Source organism: Amycolatopsis sp. (assembly GCF_025464955.1).
Classification (GTDB): domain Bacteria; phylum Actinomycetota; class Actinomycetes; order Mycobacteriales; family Pseudonocardiaceae; genus Amycolatopsis.
Map to the genome: position 1 here is coordinate 236463 of NZ_JAODNM010000030.1, position 20614 is coordinate 257076.

Annotated in this window: 18 protein-coding genes; 13 read left to right on the forward strand and 5 right to left on the reverse strand. The window is 68.8% G+C overall.

Going from position 1 to position 20614, the window contains the following annotated elements; all coding sequences use genetic code 11:
• Positions 1-7: 7 nt before the first annotated feature.
• Complete coding sequence (locus JWQ81_RS05880; protein WP_297538329.1) at positions 8-1627, reverse strand: ABC transporter substrate-binding protein; 1620 nt, start codon at positions 1625-1627, stop codon at positions 8-10.
• A 244-nt stretch (positions 1628-1871) separates the two neighbouring features.
• Here JWQ81_RS05880 and JWQ81_RS05885 point away from each other — a divergent pair, with 244 nt between their 5' ends.
• The 13 genes from JWQ81_RS05885 (at position 1872) to JWQ81_RS05945 (ending at position 16967) form a co-directional block, all read left to right on the forward strand.
• A complete protein-coding gene (locus JWQ81_RS05885) occupies positions 1872-4007 on the forward strand; it encodes an amidase family protein (protein WP_297538331.1) in 2136 nt (711 codons plus the stop codon).
• A gap of 119 nt (positions 4008-4126) precedes the next feature.
• The gene (locus JWQ81_RS05890) at positions 4127-5197 is read left to right on the forward strand and encodes a LacI family DNA-binding transcriptional regulator (RefSeq protein ID WP_297538332.1); all 1071 of its coding nucleotides are present in this window, start codon (positions 4127-4129) and stop codon (positions 5195-5197) included.
• Positions 5198-5352: 155 nt separating this feature from the next.
• Positions 5353-5601 carry a hypothetical protein gene (locus tag JWQ81_RS05895; protein WP_297538334.1) on the forward strand — a complete coding sequence of 83 codons (249 nt, stop codon included), beginning with the start codon at positions 5353-5355 and terminating at the stop codon, positions 5599-5601.
• Entirely contained in the window at positions 5598-7028 is a 1431-nt protein-coding gene (locus tag JWQ81_RS05900; protein ID WP_297538336.1) for an amidase, read from the forward strand. Before JWQ81_RS05895 ends, JWQ81_RS05900 begins: the two co-directional genes overlap by 4 nt.
• The gene (locus tag JWQ81_RS05905) at positions 7025-7948 is read left to right on the forward strand and encodes an ABC transporter permease (protein WP_297538338.1); all 924 of its coding nucleotides are present in this window, start codon (positions 7025-7027) and stop codon (positions 7946-7948) included. The genes JWQ81_RS05900 and JWQ81_RS05905 overlap by 4 nt, the downstream gene beginning before the upstream one ends.
• 14 nt (positions 7949-7962) lie before the next feature.
• Positions 7963-8889: an ABC transporter permease gene (locus JWQ81_RS05910; protein ID WP_297538340.1), complete on the forward strand. Its 927-nt coding sequence runs from the start codon at positions 7963-7965 to the stop codon at positions 8887-8889.
• Between the two features lie 12 nt (positions 8890-8901).
• Positions 8902-10509, forward strand: coding sequence for an ABC transporter substrate-binding protein (locus JWQ81_RS05915; protein WP_297538342.1), 1608 nt, complete (start codon positions 8902-8904; stop codon positions 10507-10509).
• A 37-nt stretch (positions 10510-10546) separates the two neighbouring features.
• On the forward strand, positions 10547-11782 hold the full coding sequence (locus JWQ81_RS05920; RefSeq protein WP_297538344.1) for an amidohydrolase family protein: 1236 nt from the start codon (positions 10547-10549) through the stop codon (positions 11780-11782).
• Positions 11779-12813, forward strand: coding sequence for a ketopantoate reductase family protein (locus JWQ81_RS05925; protein ID WP_297538347.1), 1035 nt, complete (start codon positions 11779-11781; stop codon positions 12811-12813). Before JWQ81_RS05920 ends, JWQ81_RS05925 begins: the two co-directional genes overlap by 4 nt.
• A complete protein-coding gene (locus JWQ81_RS05930) occupies positions 12810-13790 on the forward strand; it encodes an ABC transporter ATP-binding protein (RefSeq protein WP_297538349.1) in 981 nt (326 codons plus the stop codon). The genes JWQ81_RS05925 and JWQ81_RS05930 overlap by 4 nt, the downstream gene beginning before the upstream one ends.
• Positions 13791-13801: 11 nt before the next feature.
• Positions 13802-14797 (forward strand): ABC transporter ATP-binding protein, encoded by a 996-nt coding sequence (locus JWQ81_RS05935; RefSeq protein WP_297538351.1) that lies wholly within the window; start codon positions 13802-13804, stop codon positions 14795-14797.
• Positions 14794-16179, forward strand: coding sequence for an amidohydrolase family protein (locus tag JWQ81_RS05940; RefSeq protein ID WP_297538353.1), 1386 nt, complete (start codon positions 14794-14796; stop codon positions 16177-16179). Before JWQ81_RS05935 ends, JWQ81_RS05940 begins: the two co-directional genes overlap by 4 nt.
• A gap of 35 nt (positions 16180-16214) precedes the next feature.
• Positions 16215-16967, forward strand: a complete 753-nt coding sequence (locus JWQ81_RS05945) for an SDR family NAD(P)-dependent oxidoreductase (RefSeq protein ID WP_297538355.1) — start codon at positions 16215-16217, stop codon at positions 16965-16967.
• Positions 16968-17025: 58 nt separating this feature from the next.
• Here the strand turns inward: JWQ81_RS05945 and JWQ81_RS05950 are convergent, their stop codons facing one another.
• Genes JWQ81_RS05950 through JWQ81_RS05965 form a run of 4 tightly spaced genes read right to left on the reverse strand, consistent with a single transcriptional unit; the run spans position 17026 to position 20554 of the window.
• Positions 17026-17787, reverse strand: a complete 762-nt coding sequence (locus tag JWQ81_RS05950) for an SDR family oxidoreductase (protein WP_297538357.1) — start codon at positions 17785-17787, stop codon at positions 17026-17028.
• A complete protein-coding gene (locus tag JWQ81_RS05955) occupies positions 17784-18536 on the reverse strand; it encodes an amidohydrolase family protein (protein ID WP_297538359.1) in 753 nt (250 codons plus the stop codon). Before JWQ81_RS05955 ends, JWQ81_RS05950 begins: the two co-directional genes overlap by 4 nt.
• Positions 18536-19276 (reverse strand): amidohydrolase family protein, encoded by a 741-nt coding sequence (locus JWQ81_RS05960; RefSeq protein WP_297538361.1) that lies wholly within the window; start codon positions 19274-19276, stop codon positions 18536-18538. The genes JWQ81_RS05955 and JWQ81_RS05960 overlap by 1 nt, the downstream gene beginning before the upstream one ends.
• 3 nt (positions 19277-19279) lie before the next feature.
• Complete coding sequence (locus JWQ81_RS05965; protein WP_297538363.1) at positions 19280-20554, reverse strand: amidohydrolase family protein; 1275 nt, start codon at positions 20552-20554, stop codon at positions 19280-19282.
• Positions 20555-20614: the final 60 nt, after the last annotated feature.

Consider the following 20614-nt stretch of genomic DNA (forward strand, 5'->3'; position numbering starts at 1 on the left):
CGTTCCGTTACAGCGTGACGTCTTCGAGGTGGTAGTAGCCGGTGGGCAGCACCTTGAAGCCCTTCACCTTGTCCGAGGCCGAATACGGGAACGGGGTGTAGAAGAGGAACCCGAGGAACGCCGAGTCGGCGGCCTGCTGCTGGATCTGGTTGTACAGCGTCTGCCGTTTGCCCTTGTCGAACTCCCGCTGTGCCTGGTGCAGCAGCTCGATCAGCTGCGGGTTGTTGTAGGCGGTGTCGAACGAGTGCCCGCCGGAGGTCGGGTCGAGCGCGAACTGCACCAGTTCGTCGGGATCGGCCAGGTCCATCGTCCAGTACGAGTGCGCGATCTCGTAGTCGAGCTTCGTGGTCAGGTCGTGCTGCGCGCTCGAGTCGACGTTCTGGATGTTCATCGTGATGCCGAGCTCTTTCAGTGACGCCTGCAGGATCTGTGCGATCGCCGAGTCGACGGAGTCGCCCGACATTGCGAGGTAGGTCGTGGTGAAACCGTGCGGCACGCTGGACTGCGCGAGCTCCTGGCGGGCCTTGTCCATGTTGTAGGTGATGCCCTGGCAGTTCTTGTCGTAGTAGGGCGCCGAGGGCATCATGAACGAGTTCGCCGGCTGGCCGTTCCCGAACAGGATGTTCTTGACCATCGATTCGCGGTCCAACGCGTAGGAGATGGCGCGCCGTACGTGGATGTCCGCGTACGGGGTCTTGTTCTGGTTCATCAGGATGTAGTCGGTCCGGGTCGACGGGAAGAGGTCGACCTGCACGCCGGGCTGGGCCTTGAGCTGGCTGATGCTGGAGAAGGGCGGCGCCTCGTTGATCTGCGCCTGGCCGCCCTGCAGCTGGATTGCGCGCGAGTTGTCGTCCGGCACGACCTTCCAGGTCACGGTGTCGACGCCCGGCTTGCCGGGCTGCCAGTAGGTCGGGTTCTTCTTGAGCCGGATGAGGTTGCCCTTCTGCCACGTGTCCCACCTGAAGGGTCCGGTGGCGACCGGCGCGGCGTAGAAGGCGGCCTTGCTCTTGCCGCCGTAGTCCTTCGGGACGATGCCGTTGTTGGGGCAGCTCAGATCGGCCAGCAGTGGGGCCCAGGGGTAATTGGTTGTCACGACCACGGTGCTCGCGTCCGGTGTGGACACCTCTTTGATGGCGGAGTTGATGAACTCCCAGCCGCCGTGGGTCTTGCTCGACTCGTCGATGGAGAACTTCACGTCCGCCGATGTCAACGGTTGTCCATTGTGGAACTTGACGCCCTGGCGCAGCTTGAGCGTGCAGGTGAGGTTGTCCGGCGACATCTGGTAGCTCTCGGCGAGCCACGGCTTGACGCCCTGACCATCGTCGGTCATTGCCACGAGGCATTCGTACATCTGCTGGTACACCCACAGCGACGCGTTGCTGAACACCATGGTCTTGTCCATGTCCACCGAGTCCTGGGCCCGCACGATGACGAGGTCACCGCCGTTTCCGCCCGAACCGCCCGATGAGGACGAACCACATGCGGCGAGCAGAGGTGTGGCCGCGAAGGCGCCGACTCCCAGTGCGCCCAGCTGGAGCATCCGCCGCCGGCTGATCGCCGGTACCCGAAGCTCGGCCGGAATCCTTGTGGGGGCGGGATTCGGGGCTTCGGCACTCTGATCGGACATACCGGCTCCTTTGTAAGATCACGGTTCCGCGGCGCGCTCCGGGCCCGGCACGGAGCAGCGATCAGCATTGAAGCATCAGCACGTTTCGAAGAGATTACGTACCAGTTCCTGACATACGTAAAGCGTGATGGCCCGGTTCGGCATCATCCGCAATGAAAACGAAGGCTAGATCACTCCACTCGATTTGGGTAGTGTCGATTTCGGAACCCTCGCCCAGAGCGGGGAACGACCCCGAGGCGGGCCCATGCGATTGACGATCATCGGCGCCGGCGCGATCGGCGGCACCATCGGCGCTCATCTGATCCGGTCCGGTCACGAGGTGTTGCTGTGTGACGCGGATCCCGCGCACGTCGCGGCGATCAACGCCGGCGGGCTGACCATCGAAGGTCCGGTCGAGAACTTCACCGTGCCCGCGCGAGCGGTCACCCCGGAAGACCTGCCCGGTGGCTTGGACCATGTCGCGGTCGCGGTGAAGAGCCAGCACACCGCGCAGGCCGCGGAGCTGCTCCGCGACCGGCTGTCGCCGACGGGCTACGTGGTCAGTTTCCAGAACGGGCTGACCGCGAATACGCTTTCCGACGTGGTGGGGCAGGCTCGTCTGATCGTCGGCTTTGTCAACTTCGGGGCGGATGTACTCGGTCCGGGCCGGATCATGCAAGGAAACGTCGGCACCTTTCGCTTGGGGGAGCTGACGGGGGAGATCACCCCGCGCCTGACCGAGCTCGCCGAAGCGCTGCCGTACGCCCAGCCCACGGACAATATTTTGGGCTTCTTATGGGGCAAGGAAGCTTACGGAGCCATGCTCTACGCGGGCGCGGTCTCCGACCTGTCGATCGCCGACACCCTGGAGGGGCCGCGGTGGCGGCCGCTGATGCTCGCGCTGGCGCGGGAGGTTCTCGCTCAGGCGCCGGTGAAACCGGAGGGGTTCGACGGGTTCGACCCGCAGGACCTGCCCGGCTCGCTCGACCGGTTGGTCGCGTTCAACCGCGCGAGCGCCAAGTCGCACAGCGGCGTCTACCGGGACTTGATGATCCGCCACCGCAAAACCGAGGTGGACGAGCTCCTTCGTGACCTCGACGGGCCGCTGACCACCTACACCGGGGCACTCATCAAGGCGATCGAGCGCGGTGAACGCACCTGTGAGGTCGCGAACCTGGAGCTGCTCGCGGCCACCGAACGGGCGGAGCGGCTCGGCCGCCCCCTAGGCGCGGTCGTCGAGGTGTTCCCCGCACCCCGGCGGGCATCTTCGGGGCCACTGCACGGGGTCCAGGTCGCCGTGAAGGACATGATCGACATCGCGGGACACCAGCGGGGCAACGGCAATCCCGCGGTCACCGTGCCCGCCGCGGCCGACGCCGAGATCATCACCAGACTTCGGACAGCGGGCGCGGACGTCTTCGTGGCTGCCTCGCTGCTCGAATACGCCGCCGGCGCGGTCCATCCCGAGCTGCCGGAAGCGATGAACCCGCACCATCCGGGCCGGACCGCGGGTGGATCGAGCGGCGGTTCCGCGGCATTGGTCGGTGCCGGAGTGTGCCCGGTAGCGCTCGGCACGGACACCGGGGGTTCGATCCGGTTGCCCGCCCACTACTGCGGGACGGTCGGGTTCAAGCCGAGCCACGGTGCGCTGCCACTCGACGGGATCGAACCGCTCGCGCCGACACTCGACCACGTCGGCCTGCTCGCCCGTGATCTCGCCACCACCAACCAGGTCTTCTCGGCCTTGACGTCCAGGCAGGCCGCTCCGCCGGCCGGCCCGCTCCGGATCGGCGTCGTCCCCGGTCAGCTGGCGCACCCGGCGGTCGAAGACGACGTGGCCGGCGCGGTGCGGGCTGCGACGGCGCGCCTGCGCGACTCCGGCTGCACGGTCGAGGACGTGGACGGATCGGTCTTCGCGGAGCTGGAGGAGACCTTCTCTGCCATTCTGCTGTTCGAGGCGTGGCAGGTCCACGGCGCGCGAGTGCGGGAGCGGCCAGGTCACTACGGTCCGGAAACCCTGCGGTTGCTGCGTTCCGCCGCGGAGATCCGCGAGGAAACGTACGAGGCCGCGGTCGCGACGAGGGCACGGCTGCTGCCCGCCGCGACCGAGGTCTACGCCGGCATCGACGTCCTGCTGACTCCGGCGGCTCCGTTCGTAGCGCCGGTCACGACGCCGCCGGTCGACACGCCGGAAGGCGCCGCGGAGGGCCAGTTCACCGGGATCTTCAACCTCACCGGGGATCCGGCCCTGGTCCTGCCCTGTGGCCGCGGCTCCGGCGGCCTGCCGGTCGGGCTGCAGCTGTCGTCACCGCCCGGTACCGACATGGCCCTTCTGGCCGCCGCCGCGTGGGTGGAGTCGGCACTGTGCGGCGGTGACGATCCCCTATGGACAGCGACGTGACCCGGTCGCTCGGGTAAGACGGTATCGACCATTCAGTCCGGTCTTGTACAGTCACGACGTGACATGCGCTTTCTCGCTCCGATGGCGGCCGCCGATCGGCGTCCGGCCCGCGTGTCCGCGTGCACAGTGGGGAGAATCCGGCCATTAACCACGGGGGTAAGGGTTCCGAGAACCGGCGCCCACGCCTGGCCGATATCGCGGAGGCTGTGGGCCTGCACGTTTCGACGGTTTCGCGGGTGCTCAACGACGACGCGAGTCTCTCGATCAGGCCGGAGACACGCGATCGCATCCTGGCCACCGCTCGGCGCCAGCGATACCGCCCCAACGCGATGGCCAGAGGCCTGAAACAGGCTCGCACCGGGGCGCTGGCCATGGTCGTTCCCCTGCTGCGCAACCCGATCTGGGCGAGCATCCAGCGCGGTGCGCTCCAGGCCGCGGTTGATGGCGGCCAGGTCGTGATGATCCTCGAGGAGCCGCCGGACCATGCCCGTCCTCCGGCGGATTACCAGTACCTCGTCGAGGAGAGCAGGGCGGACGGGCTGCTGATCGCGACCGCCCAGCGGTCGGCCGGCGAACGGTCCCGTACGCCCACCGTGCCGCACGTCTACCTCAATCGGCGCGGCCCGCGGCCGGGCAACAACGTCGTGATGGACGAGGAAAAGGCGATGCGCCTGTTCGTCGAACGGCTGTCCGGCCTCGGGCACCGACGGCTCGGCGTGCTCGACGGGTTCAAGACCATCGACACCGTGTACCGCCGCACGACCGCGATCCGGCGGCTGTGCGCTGAGCACGGCATGTCCGCTGCCTTCGTGCACGCCGAGGACACCGAGGCCGGCGGATACGACGCCACGATGGGGCTGCTCGCCCGGCGTGACGTGCCGACGGCCATCGGAATCGGGAACCTGAACCAGCTCTTCGGCGCCATGAAGGCGTTGCGGGAGCGGGGCGCGTCGGTGCCGGAGGACATGTCGCTCGTCAGCTTCGACGAGGACGACTGCCTCGGTTACCTCGAGGTCCCGGTCACCAGCGTGAGTATGCCGCTGGAGGCGCTCGGCGCGGCCGCGGTGCGCGCACTGATCGAACGGGTCAACGGCGGGTCCGGTACCGATGTGCTGCTGTCGGATCCGCTGGTCCTCGTCGAGCGCGCCTCTGCCGCCGAACCAAGGCCGGCGCGTCGGCTGCGTCTCTGACCTGCAGTTTCGCGGTTTCCCGACGGTCACCCCCGGTCATCTGTCGTGCACTGATGGCGACAAGTTTCCGGCTCGTTTCGGCCGCGCGGTTCACGAAACAAACGATTTACTACGAGAGGATTGCCGTAGGCAAACCTTTGCCTTAGTTTTCCCGCATGCGACCGATCGGGAGTACCAGCGGCTCGAAGTACCCGCAGCCGACCGCGGAGGTGTCCGCGGAGATCGTCCGGCGGCTCGCCGGGATCGTCTCGCTCTATCACGGCGAGACCCTTTCGCCGGCGCAGTTGGACGCGGTCCGGATCTGTGTCACGGCGCAGGTGGCGGCGGCGGAACGGCTGCACCGGTTTCCCCTCGCCAACGACCGGGAGCCGATGTTCACGGTGAATGCCGGATTCCCCGGATGACCAAGGACGAAATCGCCTTCCTGAACATCCGGGAGCTCGGCGCCCTGCTGCGTGCGGGCGATCTCTCGCCGACGAAGCTCACCGAGCTGTGCCTGCGGCGCCTCGACGATATCGGCCGCCGGCTCAACGCCGTCGTCACCGTGACCGAGGACGTGGCGTACCGCGAGGCGGCACTGGCCGAGACAGAGCTGCGCGCCGGCTTGGATCGCGGGCCGCTGCACGGAATTCCCTACGGGCTCAAGGACATCATCAGCGCCACCGGTGCGCCGACGACCTGGGGTGCGTTCCCGGACCAGCGTTTCGAGCAGGAGGCGACGGTGACGCGCAAGCTGCGTGACGCCGGAGCCGTCCTGCTCGCGAAGGTGGCCACCATCGAGCTGGCTGGCGGGATGGGCTACGGCAACCCCGACGCGTCGATCACCGGCGCACCCGGAAACCCTTGGCACACCGGAAGATGGACGAACGGCTCGTCGAGCGGGCCTGGCGCGGTGGTCGGTGCGGGCGTGCTTCCGTTCGCGATCGGCAGCGACACCGGTGGGTCGATCCTGCTGCCTGCCGCCTTCACGGGCACGGCCGGGCTCCGCGCGACCTACGGCCGCGTGAGCCGCGCCGGCGCGATGACGTTGTGCTGGACGCTGGACCGGCTGGGGCCTCTGTGCCGCTGTGCCGACGACTGCGGCCTCGTGCTGGAGGCCATCGCCGGACCGGATCCGCGAGACCCTTCGACACTCGGCGAGGGCTACCAATACCGCCGGGCGCGCCCTCGCCGCGACGGGTTCCGGTTCGGTGTCGTCGCCGGCGCCGATGAGGGCGTGGAACCCGAGGTGCGGGCGAACTTCGCGGGATCTTTGGCGCTGCTGGGGGAGATCGGCACGATCGAAGAGGTCGAACTGCCGGAGCTGCCCTACGACGACGTGGCGGAGATCGTGATCGGTGCCGAGGCGTATGCGGCCTTCGACGAGTTCATCGCGGCAGGCGGCACCGGCGGGCTCACCGCGGCGAAGGCACACACCCACCGGCTCGCCGGTGCCGTCCTGCCGGCGCACGACTACCTGCGCGCACAACGCATTCGCCGCGTGATCGCCACCGAGTTCGGCGAGCTCGCCGGCCGCTACGACGCGCTCGTGGCGCCCACCCTCGGCGTGGTGGCCACCGGCCGCGGCGAGGACTTCGAATACATGCTCCCCGGTGCTTTCCCGCGGCCACTGAACTTTGCCGGTGTGCTGTCCGGAACCCCGACGATCTCCGTCCTCAACGGCCTCGGCCGGGACGGGCTGCCCACCGGGATCCAGTTCGCTGGCGCGCCGCTGCGCGAGAACGCCGTCATCGACGCCGCCAGTGCGCTGGAGGCTCGCGCGGGTACCACGGCGCTGCGGCCGGACGGCCCGCATGGTGTCGCGGCGGCGGGGAGGGGCCACCCGGCATGAGCGTGTACGTCCTGCGCAGGGTGCTTTCCATCGTCGCGCTCGCCATCGGCATCAGCATCCTCGTCTTCCTGATCATCAGGCTGATCCCGGGCGATCCCGCGCTGTCGCTGCTGGGCACCAACGCGGGTGACCCGGCGCTGGTCGCCCGCCTGCACCAGCAGCTCGGGCTCGACGAGTCGATGCCCGCGCAGTACCTGCGGTGGGTGGGCGGCGTTCTGCACGGGGACTTCGGTTACTCCTACGGCAGCCAGCAGTCGGTCGGCTCGTTGCTGGCGGCGAACTTCCCGGCCACCCTCGAGCTGACGGTGGCCGGCCTCGCGCTGTCGCTGGTCTTCGGCGGCTTGATCGGCATCGTGGCCGCGCTCCGACGCAACCGGGCGGCCGACACCGTCGCCATGGGGTTCGCGCTGACCTGTATGTCGATTCCCAGTTTCTGGCTGGGGCTGCTGCTGATCCTGCTCTTCGCGGTACAGATTCCGATCTTCGACGTGGTCGGTGGCACCTCGCTCAAGGGACTGGTCCTGCCGGCGGTGACGCTCGCACTGGGCAGCATCGGCTTCAACGCGCGGTTCGTGCGTTCCAGCGTGATCAATGCCCAGCAGCAGAACCACGTCATCACCGCGCAGGCGAAGGGGATCACCGGTCCACAGGTCTTCCGCCGCCACGTCCTGCGCAACGCGCTGCTGCCGATCCTGACCATCACCGGCTTGCAGGTCGGCCAGCTGATCTCGGGCGTGGTGCTCGTGGAGACAGTGTTCTCGCGACCGGGGATCGGGCGTCTGCTGGTGCAGTCGATCCTGGCCAAGGACTACCTGACGGTGCAGGCGGTCGTACTCATCATCGCGGTGTTCTACGCGCTGACCAACTTCGTGGTCGACCTGCTCTATCCCGTGCTCGATCCCCGCGTCGCGAACCGGTAGCGGAAGGAGAAGCCATGCAGCCGAACATCGCACCACTCGTCACCCCGGAGCCGGACGGGCGACTTGCCGCCGAACCGGTCCCGTCAGGGGTATCGGGGCGGCGGCGGGTACTACAGGCACTGCGGCACCGCAGTCTGTTTACGGGCACCGTGCTCTGTCTCGTCCTGGTGGCGCTGGTGCTCCTCGCCCCGCTGCTGACCTCCGCCGACCCCGACATACAGGATCCCTTGTCCGCCTTCGCGTCCCCATCCGGGGCGCATCTGATGGGCGCCGACTCCTTCGGTCGTGACCTGCTCGCGAGAGTGCTCTACGGCGGCCGCACAACGATGATCGCGAGCCTGTGCGTGGTGGTGCTGGGTGGGGTGATCGGCACCGCGCTCGGCCTCGTGGCCGGGTATTTCGGTGGTGTGGCCGGGTTCGTCATCATGCGGCTGGTCGACCTGCTGCTCGCGTTTCCCGGCATCCTGCTCGCACTGGCTGTCGCCGCCGTGCTCGGGCCAGGGCTGTCCAACGGCGTTATCGCGGTCGCGGTCATCCTCGTGCCGGTGTACGCCCGCCTGGTCGAGGGCGCCACGGTCGAGGTGCTCCACCTGCCGTATGTGGACGCGGCGGTGACACTCGGCGCCGGTCCCTGGCAGATCATCCGCAGGCACATCCTGCCCAATGTCGCGTCCGGAATCATCGTGCTGACCACGTCGTGGCTGGGCATCGCCGCGCTCTGGATCGCCGCGCTCGGCTTCATCGGGCTCGGCGTGCAACCGCCCACCGCGGAATGGGGCGCGATCCTCAACGACGGCGCCAACTACATCACGGTCGCCTGGTGGATCACCGTGTTCCCCGGCGTCTTTCTGGCTTTGTTCGTGGTCGGTGTGAACCTGCTCGGCGACGGCCTGCGCGACGAACTCGACCCCACCCTCTCCCGAAATCCGTCCTCCAGCTAAGGAGTTCCGCAAGTGAGGTTCACACGGAAATCGGTGCCGTTGACGGCACTTTCGATGCTGCTGGTGGCGGCACTCGCCGCCTGCGGCGGATCCGGTGCCTCCACGGGTGCCGCCGGCCCTCTCGACAAGACGGCCAAGCTCACCCTGGGCTGGGCCGAACCGGTCGACACCCTGAACCCGGCCACGACCGGCAACCGCGACGTCGGCCCGATCGACTCGAACATCTTCGACACCCTCGTCTGGCTCACGCCGGACTTCAAGGTGACGCCCGACCTCGCCACCAAGTGGGAGGTCTCGCCGGACAACAAGACGTACACGTTCACGCTGCGCCAGGGCGTGAAGTTCCACGACGGCACGCCGTTCGACGCCGCTGCCGTCGTCGCCAACGTCAACTACATCACCGACAAGGCGACGCAGTCCAACATCGCGCTAGGCCTGCTCGGTCCGTGTACCACGGCGAAGGCAACCGCGCAGTTCACCGTCACCCTTGCCTGCTCGACGCCCTACGCCCCGCTGCTCGCCCAGCTCGGTGAGCCTTACCTTGGCGTGCAGTCGCCGGCCGCGATCAAGCAGTACGGCAAGGACCTGGGCCTGCACCCCGTCGGCACCGGGCCGTTCGCCTTCGTCAGCTACACCCCCAACCAGAGCGTCGTGCTCAAGCGCAACGAGGGTTACCAGTGGGGTCCCGCGGCCACCAGCCACCCGGGACCGCCGGACATCGCGCAGCTGACGTTCCAGATCGTGCCGAGCTCACAGTCCAGGGTCAGCCAGTTCCAAAGTGGACAATCGGACTTCATGCAGGAGACACCGGGCATCTTCTGGAACACCCTGCAGAAGAGCGGAAAATACAACGCGGTCCGGTTCCCGATCAGCGGGATGGGCATCTTCTCGCCGATCAACGCCGGCAGCTGGCCCACCAGCGACCCGGCCGTGCGCAAGGCGATCATGTATGCGGTCGACAAGGCCGGCGCCGTCAAGGTCGCCGACGACGGCGTCTTCGCGCCGAGCAACACGCCGTTGCAGAAGGGCATGACGGGTTATGACTCGTCGCTGGAGAACTCGTACACCTACAACCCCGCCAAGGCCGAGGCGACGCTGCAAGCCGGTGGCTGGACGAAGGTCGGCGGAATTTATCAGAAGGACGGCAAACCGCTGGCCATCAACATCACCGCGATCTCCTCGGTGCCCGAGTATCCGCTGATCGCCCAGGCGATTCAGGGCTATCTGCGGGCCGTCGGGATGGACGCGACGGTGACCCAGCTCGCGACGCCGGCCTGGCTGGCGGCCAACATCCAGGGCAACATGTCGCTGACCCCGCTGCAGTACATCGCGGTCGACCCCGACGCACTGCACCTGTGGTTCCTGCCGGGCCAGTACTTCAACTGGAGCCACTTCACCGACCCGGCCCTGACTGCGCTGATCAGCCAGGGCCAGCAGGAGTCCGATCCGGCGAAGCGGCTGTCCATCTACGCGCAGGCGCAGAAGATCATCATGGACCAGGCCGTGCTGATGCCCATCCATGAGAACGTCGACCTGGTGATGACCTCGAAGAAGCTGACGGGTTTGCAGTACTCCGGCGGTGGTTTCGAGTACTTCGGCGCCGCCTCGATGACGAAGTGACCCGCCCGAACGTGATCCGAAGGAACGGAGCCCGACCTTGACCACCGTCATTCACGCGGACCTGCTCGTCGACGGCACCGGCGCCGCCCCGGTGCCGGACCCGGTGCTGATCCTGGACCAGGGGAAGATCACCGGGGTGTTCGCGGGCCGGCCACCGGAGGGACTCGTGCCCGCCGACGCGGAGGTGTTCGACCTGCCCGGCTGCACCATCCTGCCGGGGCTCATCGACTCGCACGTGCACCTGAACTTCCCGGGCAACGGCCTGCTGCTCGAGGAGATCATGACCGAGCCCGAGGGAGTGCTGGTCGCAACCGCGACGTTGTCCGCGGGCAAGGCGCTGGCGGCGGGCATCACCACCGTCCGCGATACCGGTTGTGTGCACAGCACGGTGTTCGACGTGCGGCGCGCACTGCAGCTGGGGCACGGCACCGGGCCGAGGATCCGGGCCTGCGGCCAGCCGATCACCATCACCGGCGGGCATACCTGGTACCTGGGCGGCGAGGCCGACGGGGTGGACGGGCTGCGCAAGAAGGTCCGCTCGATGTGCAAACTCGGCGCGGATGCGATCAAGGTGATGGCCAGTGGCGGCGGCACCCTCAACACCATCTCCTACCGCCCGTCCTTCAGTCCCGCCGAGATGCATGCGATCGTCGACGAGGCACACCGGCTCGGCCGCCGGGTGACGGCCCACTGCCTGTGTGCCGAGGCGATCGAGATCGCCGTGGAGGCGGGAGTCGACCAGCTGGAGCATGCCGGGTTCATCGTGGACGAAGCGGGCAACCAGCAGTTCGACCCGGCCGTCGCGGACAAGGTCGCCAAGGCCGGGGTGGCCGTCACCAGCACGCTCGCCGTGGGCGCCTTCGCGGTGCGGGAGATGCAGGCCAAAGCCGAGCTGACCGTTGCCGAGCAGGAGTTCCTCGATCACTGGCAGACGATGCTCGACGACAACCTGAACCAGTTCACCCAGCTGTACCAGGCGGGTGTCCGCGTCATCGCGGGGACCGACGCCGGGTGGCGGTTCACCCCGTTCGACGGCCTGCCCGAGGAGATCAGGTTGCTGGAGCGGATCGGCATGTCGAGCACCGAGGCACTGGCCGCGGCCACCGGCACCGCGGCCGAGACGATGGGTGTGGCCGGTGAGTTCGGCACGCTGCGGGCGGGCCTGGCGGCCGACGTGCTCGTGGTCGGTGGCGACCCGCTGGCGAATCTGTCCGCTTTGGACGATGTCAGGCTCGTGCTGCAGGGTGGCGAGGTTCGCCGGGTGGCGGGATGACCGACGTGGTCACGGTAGTCGGCGCCGGTGCGATCGGTGGCACGATCGGCGCCCATCTCACCCGCGCCGGGGTGGCCGTGCGGCTCGTCGACAGAGTCACCGAGCACGTCGCCGCGATGCGGAAGACGGGCCTGCGGATCGAGGGCTACGGCGGCCCGTTCACCGTGGCCGTCGACGCCGCCACTCCCGGCGAGCTCACCGGCCCGCTGGGCGTCGTGCTGCTTGCCGTGAAGGCCCAGGACACCGAGGACACCGTCCGGGCCCTGCTGCCCCTGCTGGACGAGGACTCCGTGATCGTCTCACTGCAGAACGGCCTTTGTGAGCGGACGATCGCCGGTCTTGCCGGGGCGGAGCGAACGGTCGGCTGCCTGGTGAACTTCTCCGCCGACTACCTCGAGCCGGGGGTGATCACCTACGGCGGGCCGGGCACGGTCCGGCTCGGCGAGCTGGACGGCACGGCCTCGCCGCGACTCGCGCGGCTGCGTGATCTGCTGCAGCCGTTCGGCACCGTCGAGATCACCGGCAACATCTGGGGCTATCTCTGGGGAAAGCTGGGATACGCCAACGTGCTGTTCGGTTCGGCGCTCACCGACGAGACGATGGCCGACGTCATCGACTCACGCCGCGAGCTCGTGGTGGACCTCGCTGCCGAGGTCTACGAAACGGCCGCCCTGGAAGGGGTCGAACCGGTCGGTTTCGACGACGTCGAACCCTCGCTGTACGTGCCCCGCGAAACCCGGGACTGGCCGGCCATCACCGTGTCTCTGGACCGGCTTGTCGCGCGGCGGAAAGCGGATCGCAAGACACACAGCGGAATCTGGCGTGACCTCGCGGTCCGCAGGCGCCGGACCGAAGTGGACCACCAGATCGGCGCGGTGGCCGAGATCGGCGTCGCCCACGGTCTCCCGATGACCCTGACCCGGCAGGTGGTGCGGATGATCCACGAGATCGAGGACGGTGCACGCGAGCGTGCACTGTCCAATCTGGACGAGCTCGACCGGCTGCGCGCAGGCCCGGCGGTACGGTCATGATCAGCGACGTACTGCTGCGGGTCGACGACCTGCAGACCCACTTCCGGACCCGGGCCGGGCTGGTCCGCGCCGTCGACGGGGTCAGTTTCACGGTGCCTGCCGGCGGCAGTGTCGGCATCGTGGGCGAGTCCGGCTCGGGCAAGAGCGTCACGTCGTTGTCGATCATGCGGCTGGTGGGCGCACCCGGGTTCCACGCCGGCGGGAGGATCCTGTTCCAGGGCCGGGACATCGCGGAGTTGTCCGAACGCGAGTTCCGCGCGATCCGGGGCAAGGATCTCGCGCTGGTGTTCCAGGACCCGATGAGCGCGCTCAACCCTGTCTACCCCGTCGGCAAGCAGGTGGCCGAAGCGTTGCAGGCACACCAGAAGCTGAGCCGGCGCCACGCCCGCGAGCGTGTGGTGGAGCTGTTCACCCTGGTCGGGATCCCCGCACCCGAGCGCCGCGTGGACGAATACCCGCACAAGCTCAGTGGCGGGATGCGCCAGCGCGTCACGATCGCGATGGCACTCGCCAATGACCCGAGCCTGCTCATCCTCGACGAGCCCACGACGGCGCTCGACATGACCATCCAGGCGCAGATCCTCGACCTCGTCCGGGACCTGCGACGCCGCGTCAACACCGCGGTCCTGCTGATCAGCCACGACATCGGCGTCGTCGCGGAGATCTGCGAGGAGATCGTCGTCATGTACGGCGGCCGGGTCATGGAGCGCGGGACAGTGGCTCAGATCACGAAGGACCCCAAACATCCGTACAGCGTGGGGCTGCTCGACTCGATTCCGACACCGGCGATGAAGGGGCGCGAGCTGAACACGATCGGCGGCACGGTGCCGAACCCGCTGCACATGCCGCCCGGCTGCCCGTTCCAGCCACGATGCCCGAAGGCGATGGACATCTGCTCGACCCGACCGGAACTCGAGGACGCCGGCGACGGGCGCCAGCTCGCCTGCTGGCTGTACTCCGGCACCGCCGACCGATGAGGAGTGTGGCCATGACCGACACCGACACCGGCACCGAGGACGACGTCCTGCTCGACGTCCGGAACCTCAAGACGTATTACCCCGCCCGCTCTGGCGTACTCGGCCGACGGTCCTGGGTGCGTGCCGTCGACGATGTTTCGTTCTCGATCCGCCGGGGCGAGACCTTCGGCCTGGTCGGCGAGTCGGGCTGCGGCAAGTCCACCCTCGGCCGGTCGGTCGTGCGCCTGGAGAAGGCGCACGCCGGCGAGGTGCTGTTCGAGGGCAAGGACGTGCTGGCTCGCAAGGGCCGTGACCTCAAGCGCCTGCGCCAGGACCTCCAGGTCATCTTCCAGGACCCGCTGGGCAGCCTCGATCCCCGGATGAAGGTGCGGGACATCATCGCCGAAGGGCTGGTTTGGCAGGGCACCGTCGGGAAGGAGGAACGCACGCACCGCGTGCGCGAACTCGCATCGCTCGTCGGCCTGCGCGAGGAGCATCTGAACCGCCACCCGCACGAGTTCAGCGGCGGGCAGCGTCAGCGGATCGGCATCGCCCGGGCGCTCGCCCTGCGGCCCAAGTTCGTGCTGGCCGACGAGCCGGTGTCGGCGCTCGACATGTCGGTCCAGTCACAGGTGCTCAACCTGCTCCGCGAGCTGCAGGCGGATTTCGGGCTCACGTACCTGTTCATCGCCCACGACCTGTCGGTCGTGGAGTACATCAGCGACCGGGTCGGCGTGATGTACCTGGGCAAGCTCGTCGAGGTGGCGAAGGCCGAGGACCTCTACGCGGATGCGCGGATGCCTTACACGCAGGCGCTGCTCTCCGCCGTCCCCGGCGCCGAGACCCCCGGCCGTCGGGAACGCATCGTCCTCAGTGGCGAGGTGCCGAGCCCGCTCGACCCGCCGTCCGGCTGCCGGTTCCGCACCCGCTGCTGGAAGGCCGAGTCCATCTGTGCCGAGGAAACCCCGCTGTTGCGCGAAGTCCGACCCGAGCACTGGGCGGCCTGTCACTTCGCGGAGGCATCATGACCACGGCATACGACCTCGTGGTGCGCGGCGGCCTGGTGGTCACCGCCGGCGCCGAGTCGGTGGCCGACATCGGGGTCGCGGACGGACGGATCGCCCAGATCGGTGGTGACATGTCGGGCGAGCGGGAGATCGACGCGACCGGAAAGCTGGTGCTGCCCGGTGGAGTGGACATGCACGTGCACCTGTCGCCGGTGGAAATGGACGGGGAATCGGTGCCCTGGGCGGACGACTTCACCAGCGGCTCCCGTGCCGCGGCGGCGGGCGGTGTGACCACGATCGGCAACATCGGTTTCCCCAGGCCGGCCGAACGCCTGCCCGAGCTGGTCGCGCGACTGGCCGCCGAAGCGGCCAGGGACAGCGTCGTCGACTTCGTGATCCACCCCGTGTTGATGGAGCCGGACGCGCAGACCGCCAACGACATCGCCCGGCTCGCCGAGCTCGGCCACACGAGCCTCAAGATCTTCATGAGCATCGGGGACTTCGACACGAAGCTGCCCGGGTTCGTCGAGGCACTGGGCGAGGCCGGCAAGCAGGGCATGCTCACGATGGTGCACTGCGAGGATTCCTGCGTCATCGAACAAGCCACCGCGGAGCTGCGCGCGCAAGGCCGCACCGGGCTTCGTCACTACGGCGAGAGCCGCCCGACCCGGTCCGAGCAGGTGGCGGTCAGCCGGATGATCGCCTTCGCCGAGACGGTCGGCGCGCCGATCTACATCGTCCATCTCGGCAGTGAAGGCGCGCTGTCGGAGGCCCGCGCCGCCCGGGGCCGCGGACAACGCGTGTACGTCGAGACCCGACCCATCTACCTGTACTTCACCGACGAGAAGTTCGCCGGCGAGGACGGTCCGCTGTTCGTCGGCAACCCGCCGCTGCGCGGCGCCAGGGACCGGGACGCGCTGTGGGCCGGCCTGGCCGCCGGTCACGTCGATACCTGCTGCACCGACCACGCGGCGTGGACGCTCGCCGACAAGCTCGACCCGGAGCTGACGGTCGACACCGCCCGTCCCGGAATGTCGGAGCTGGAAACCCTGATGCCCGTGCTCTTTTCCGAGGGGGTCCGCAAGGGGCGGCTGTCGCTGTCGCGGTTCATCGAGGTGACCTCCACCAATGCGGCCAAGCTGTTCGGTCTGTATCCGCAGAAGGGGACGATCGCCGTCGGCAGTGACGCAGACCTCGTCGTGTGGGACCCGGAGCTGCGGCGCCCCGTGGTCGGCGCGCAGGGACTGAGCCGTGCCGGGTACAGCCTCTACGAGGGCTGGGACGTGGTCGGGGCCCCGGCGCAGACGATCAGCCGCGGCGAGGTGGTGTATTCCGAGGGCGCCGTCGTCGCCGGACAAGGCCGTGGACGGCTCGTCGGGCGCGGTCCCACCCGTGACCTCTGACAGACCCTCGGCGCAACAGTGAGGACGTGAATGCCATGAAGACGTTGATCACCGGTGCCGCGAGCGGGATCGGCGCAGCCACCGCGGTCGCGCTCGCCAGGACCGGTTCCCCGGTGGCGATCGGCACGTTCGAGGGTGACCCGCACGATCCACAAGAGACGCTGCGGGCCGTGGAAGCGGTGGGCGGGCAGGGTTTCGTCCTGCCGGCCGATGTCCGCGACACCGACCAGATGACGAGGGCCGCGGCCGAGGCGGCCGAGCGGTTTGGTGGTCTCGACGCTGTGGTGGCCAATGCGGGTGTGCTCCAGCGCCAGCCGCTCGACGAGCTTCCCGACGAGCTGTGGCACCGCCTGCTCGACATCGACCTGACCGGCGTGATGCGCACCATCCGGGCGGGTAGCGCGGTCATGGGGGACGGCGGGGCGATCGTCTGCGTTTCGAGCATTGCCGGTGGTGTAGTGGGCTCGGCAGGGCATACACCTTACGCCGCGTCGAAGGCCGGGGTGCTCGGCCTGGTTCGCAGCAGTGCGCTCGAACTCGCACCGCGCGGGATCCGGGTCAATGCGGTGCTGCCCGGTGTGATCGCCTCTCCGCAGTCGCGTGACCCGGTGAACTCCGCGGGGGAAGCGGGCCTGGTGCGATCGGCGGAGCGCGTGCCTCTCGGGCGGGTGGGGGTTCCCGACGACGTCGCCGAGGTCGTCTGCTTCCTGCTCTCCGGCGGTGCCCGCTACATCACGGGCCAGACCCTGGTCGTCGACGGCGGCCTGACCATCGCCTGGCCGACTTAGCGTCGCGTCCTGTCGGCCCCCGCCGGCTTGAGGACTGCCGGCGGGGACCGTGAGCCGGTCAGAACATGACGTCGCCTGAGTTGGGGCCCAGCGTCTGTCCTGTGTAGAGGTTCCCGCCGGGGTCGCTCGCGAGCAGCACCGCGGTCGGCGCGACCTCCTCGGGGTGACCGAACCGGCCGAGCGGCAGGCCCGCGAGCAGCGGGCCGGTCCACTCCTCGGACAGCCCGCCGCCCAGCGGGGTGATGATCGGGCCGGGTGCGATGCAGTTCGCGGTGATGCCCCGGCCGCCGACCTCCCGGGCCAGCGACTTGGTGAACCCGATGACGCCCGCCTTGGCCGCCGCGTAGTGCGCGAGGCCCGCGCCGCCCTTCTGGCCGACCTGCGAGGCGATGTTGATGATGCGGCCGAAGCCGAGTTCGAGCATTCCCGGCAGGACCGCCTGCGAGCACAGGAACACGCTGCGCAGGTTGACCGCGATCATGTCATCGAACAACGCCACCGGCAGGTCCGCGACGTGGCGCTCGGTGAGGATGCCCGCGTTGTTGACCAGCACGTCGATGGTGCCGAGCCGCTCGGCCGCTTCGGCAAAGAGCCGACGCACATCGGCTTCGACGGCGACGTCGGCGTGGATGTCCACGACGTGCTGTCCGTAGGCGGCACATCGGTCCCGCACGGCCTCAAGGCCTTCGCCCGCGGCCCGGTCCGCCAGGCACAGCCTGGCCCCGGCGGCGGCGAACGCCTCGGCGATCGCCGCCCCGATACCACTCGCCGCACCGGTGACCAGTGCTGTCCTGCCGGCCAGTGCGCCAGTGCCCGTCATGCGGCCTCCTCAAGCCCGAACAGCCGTCTGGCGTTGCCGGACAGCAGCAGCTTTCGTTCGTCCTCGGTGATGTGCACCTGGCGCACCCGCCGCAGTTCGTACCCGAACTCGAACTGGGGAGCGGCGCTGGCGAACAGCAGTCGCTCGGCGCCGAAGGTCTTCACCGCCCGCTCCAGGAAGTCATCGCGATAGACCCCACTGGTGAGGATGTAGACGTTGGGCAGAGCCAGCGCCAGCTCGGCGTCGAACTGCCCGAGCCCGGAGATGTTGAGCTGCCCGCCGTTGGTCATGATCACCGGCACGCCGGGGCACCACGACGCGAACCGGCCGACCTGCACTGCCTCGGACACGCAGTGGTACCCCGTCGCGACGATCACCGGAACGCCCAGCTCGCCGGCGCGTTCCGCGATCGGGCGCAGCCGGATGTCGTTGATCTGGAAGTGTTCCTCGTCGGGATGGAGCAGGACGGCAAGCGCGCCGTCCTCGGTGACCGCGCGCGTCAGCTCCGTCAGAGCGGCCTCCCCGTCCCACGGATCGACCCGCGCGATGCCGGCGAACCGGCCACCCGAGCCCGCCACGACCCGGGCGAGCTCCGCGTTGGCCTTGGCCATGTCCCGGTCTGCGGTGTGCATCGGCGCGACGACGGCGGTGGTGATGCCCTCCGCGTCGAGTGCGCGGCGCGCGTCGTCGGCGCCGAGCCGGTAACCGAACCGTGAGACGCCGAGAAAGCACAGCGCGTCGATGCTCATCAGGACACCCCCAACAGGGTGGCGGCGGTGCCGCCGAGTACCAGCGCCAGCTCGTCGTCCGTCAGCCCCGCCTGCACGACCTTCTGCCGTTCCAAGGCGGGCGAGCAGACCGGCCCGTCACTGCCGAAGATCACCCGCTCGACGCCGACCCGGTCGATCGCCTCGCGGATCTTGTGGGGATAGGGCATGGCGGAGGTCTCCAGGATGATGTTCGGATGCCGTTCGGCGACGTCGATCGCCTCGTCGACGTGCCGGTAGCCGCCCATGTGCCCCAGGATGATCTTCGCGTCCGGGCAGGCGGCCGCGGCGGGCGCGATCGACAAGGGGGTGGTCAGCGGTTCGTCGCCGCAGTGGAACAGCGTCGGCACGCCCAGCTCGCCCGCCGCGCGGACCAGCGCGATGGAGTCCGGATGCGCCGGATGGGTCAGCGTGGATACCGGATGCTGCTTCAGGCCGCGGAAGCCCAACTTGGTCACGGCCCGCTCGAGCAGTTCCAGCGATTCGGTGAGAAACCGTGGGCTGAGCCGGATGAACCCGTAGAGCCGTCCAGGAAAGTCGTCGCACGCCTGCGCGATCAGCTCCATCGCGCCCGGGTTCCCCCCGCCCGGCAGGTCGACGATGGTCATCACGGCGGCGCTGTCCACGCCGGCCTCGTCCATACTGCGGACGCAGGTCTCGGCCGAAAGCTCCCAGCCCAGCGATGGCACGTCGTCGATGTGCATGTGCATATCGATGATCACGAACTACCTCCCTGCCGGGACGTCGCCGCCGGAGGCGAGGACGCGGGCGTATTCCTCGAGCGTCTCGTCGAGCCAGGCGCGATTCAGCACCCTGCCCCGGTTGATGACCTGCCTGGGCTCCCGCAGTGCGGCCAGGTCCTCACGCGGGTCTTCCCCGAGCACCAGAAGGTCCGCGCGGTACCCCGGGGCGATGACGCCCGTCTGGGTGCCCATGATCGGTCCCGTGCGGACGGTCGCCGACCGGACTGCCTCGTAGGCGCTCATTCCCCCGGTGCGGTACATCTCGAGCTCGTCGAGGAGACCGCCGATGGGGTTGAACGCGGTGCCGGCGTCCGTGCCGGCGGCGATCCGCACCCCGGCGCCGATCGCGCGCGCCGTGTTCGCCCGGTAGGTTTCCCGCGCGGCCAGGCTCTTTTCGACGGTGTCGGCCGGGATGCCGACGCCCGCCGCGATGTTGTTGAGCGCGCTCACGGTGGGCACGAGCGTGGTGTCGCTGGTCTTGAGCAGGTCGAGCGCTTCGTCGTCGGCGAACGCGGCGTGCTCGATGGTGTCCACTCCCGCGGCCAGCGCGGCCTTGATGCCGGCGGGGGAGTGGGCGTGGGCGGCGACCCGGGCGCCGAGTTTGTGTGCCTCCTCGACCGCCGCGGTCAGCTCGTCGAGGTTCAGTCCCGGCACACCGGGGTTGCCCGGGGTGGAAATGCCGCCGGTCGCCATCAGCTTGACCACCCTTGCCCCCGCGGCGATCTGTGCTCGCGTTGCGGTGCGCACGGCCACCGGGCCGTCCGCGACGAGCCCGTACTGGGCGCAGTGCCCGCCGGTGATGGTGATGGGCCTGCCCGCGGCCGTGACGCGTGGGCCGGTCACGGCGCCGGCGCGGACGTGGGCGGCGTATTCGAGCACGAGGTGATCGACCGAGCCGAGGTCGCGGACCGACGTGATCCCGGCGCGCAGCGCGAGCAACCCGTTGTGCAGGCAGGTGATCGAGCGGACGAAGCCGCTCCGATCCCACTGCAGGTAGGGCATTGGGTGGGCGGCGAGGTCGAAATGCACGTGGCAGTCGGCGAGACCGGGCACCAGGTAGGCGCCGTCGAGGTCCACCTCCCGTCCGTCCCCGCCGGTGTCGAACTCGCCGATGGTGTCATCGCTCAGGACCAGTGTCCGGAACGGGCGTTCGATGAGATCGGGGCCGGTCAGCGCGATCCCGTTCTTCAGGACGACAGCGGAGTTCGGCAAGAGGAACCTCCCGGTGAATGAGCTGATCAGCACCTGATAGATCACAGTTTGCAGGTTGACATGTTAATCTAGTGCACGATGCGGCCCAGAGCTAGCCCGAGCGGA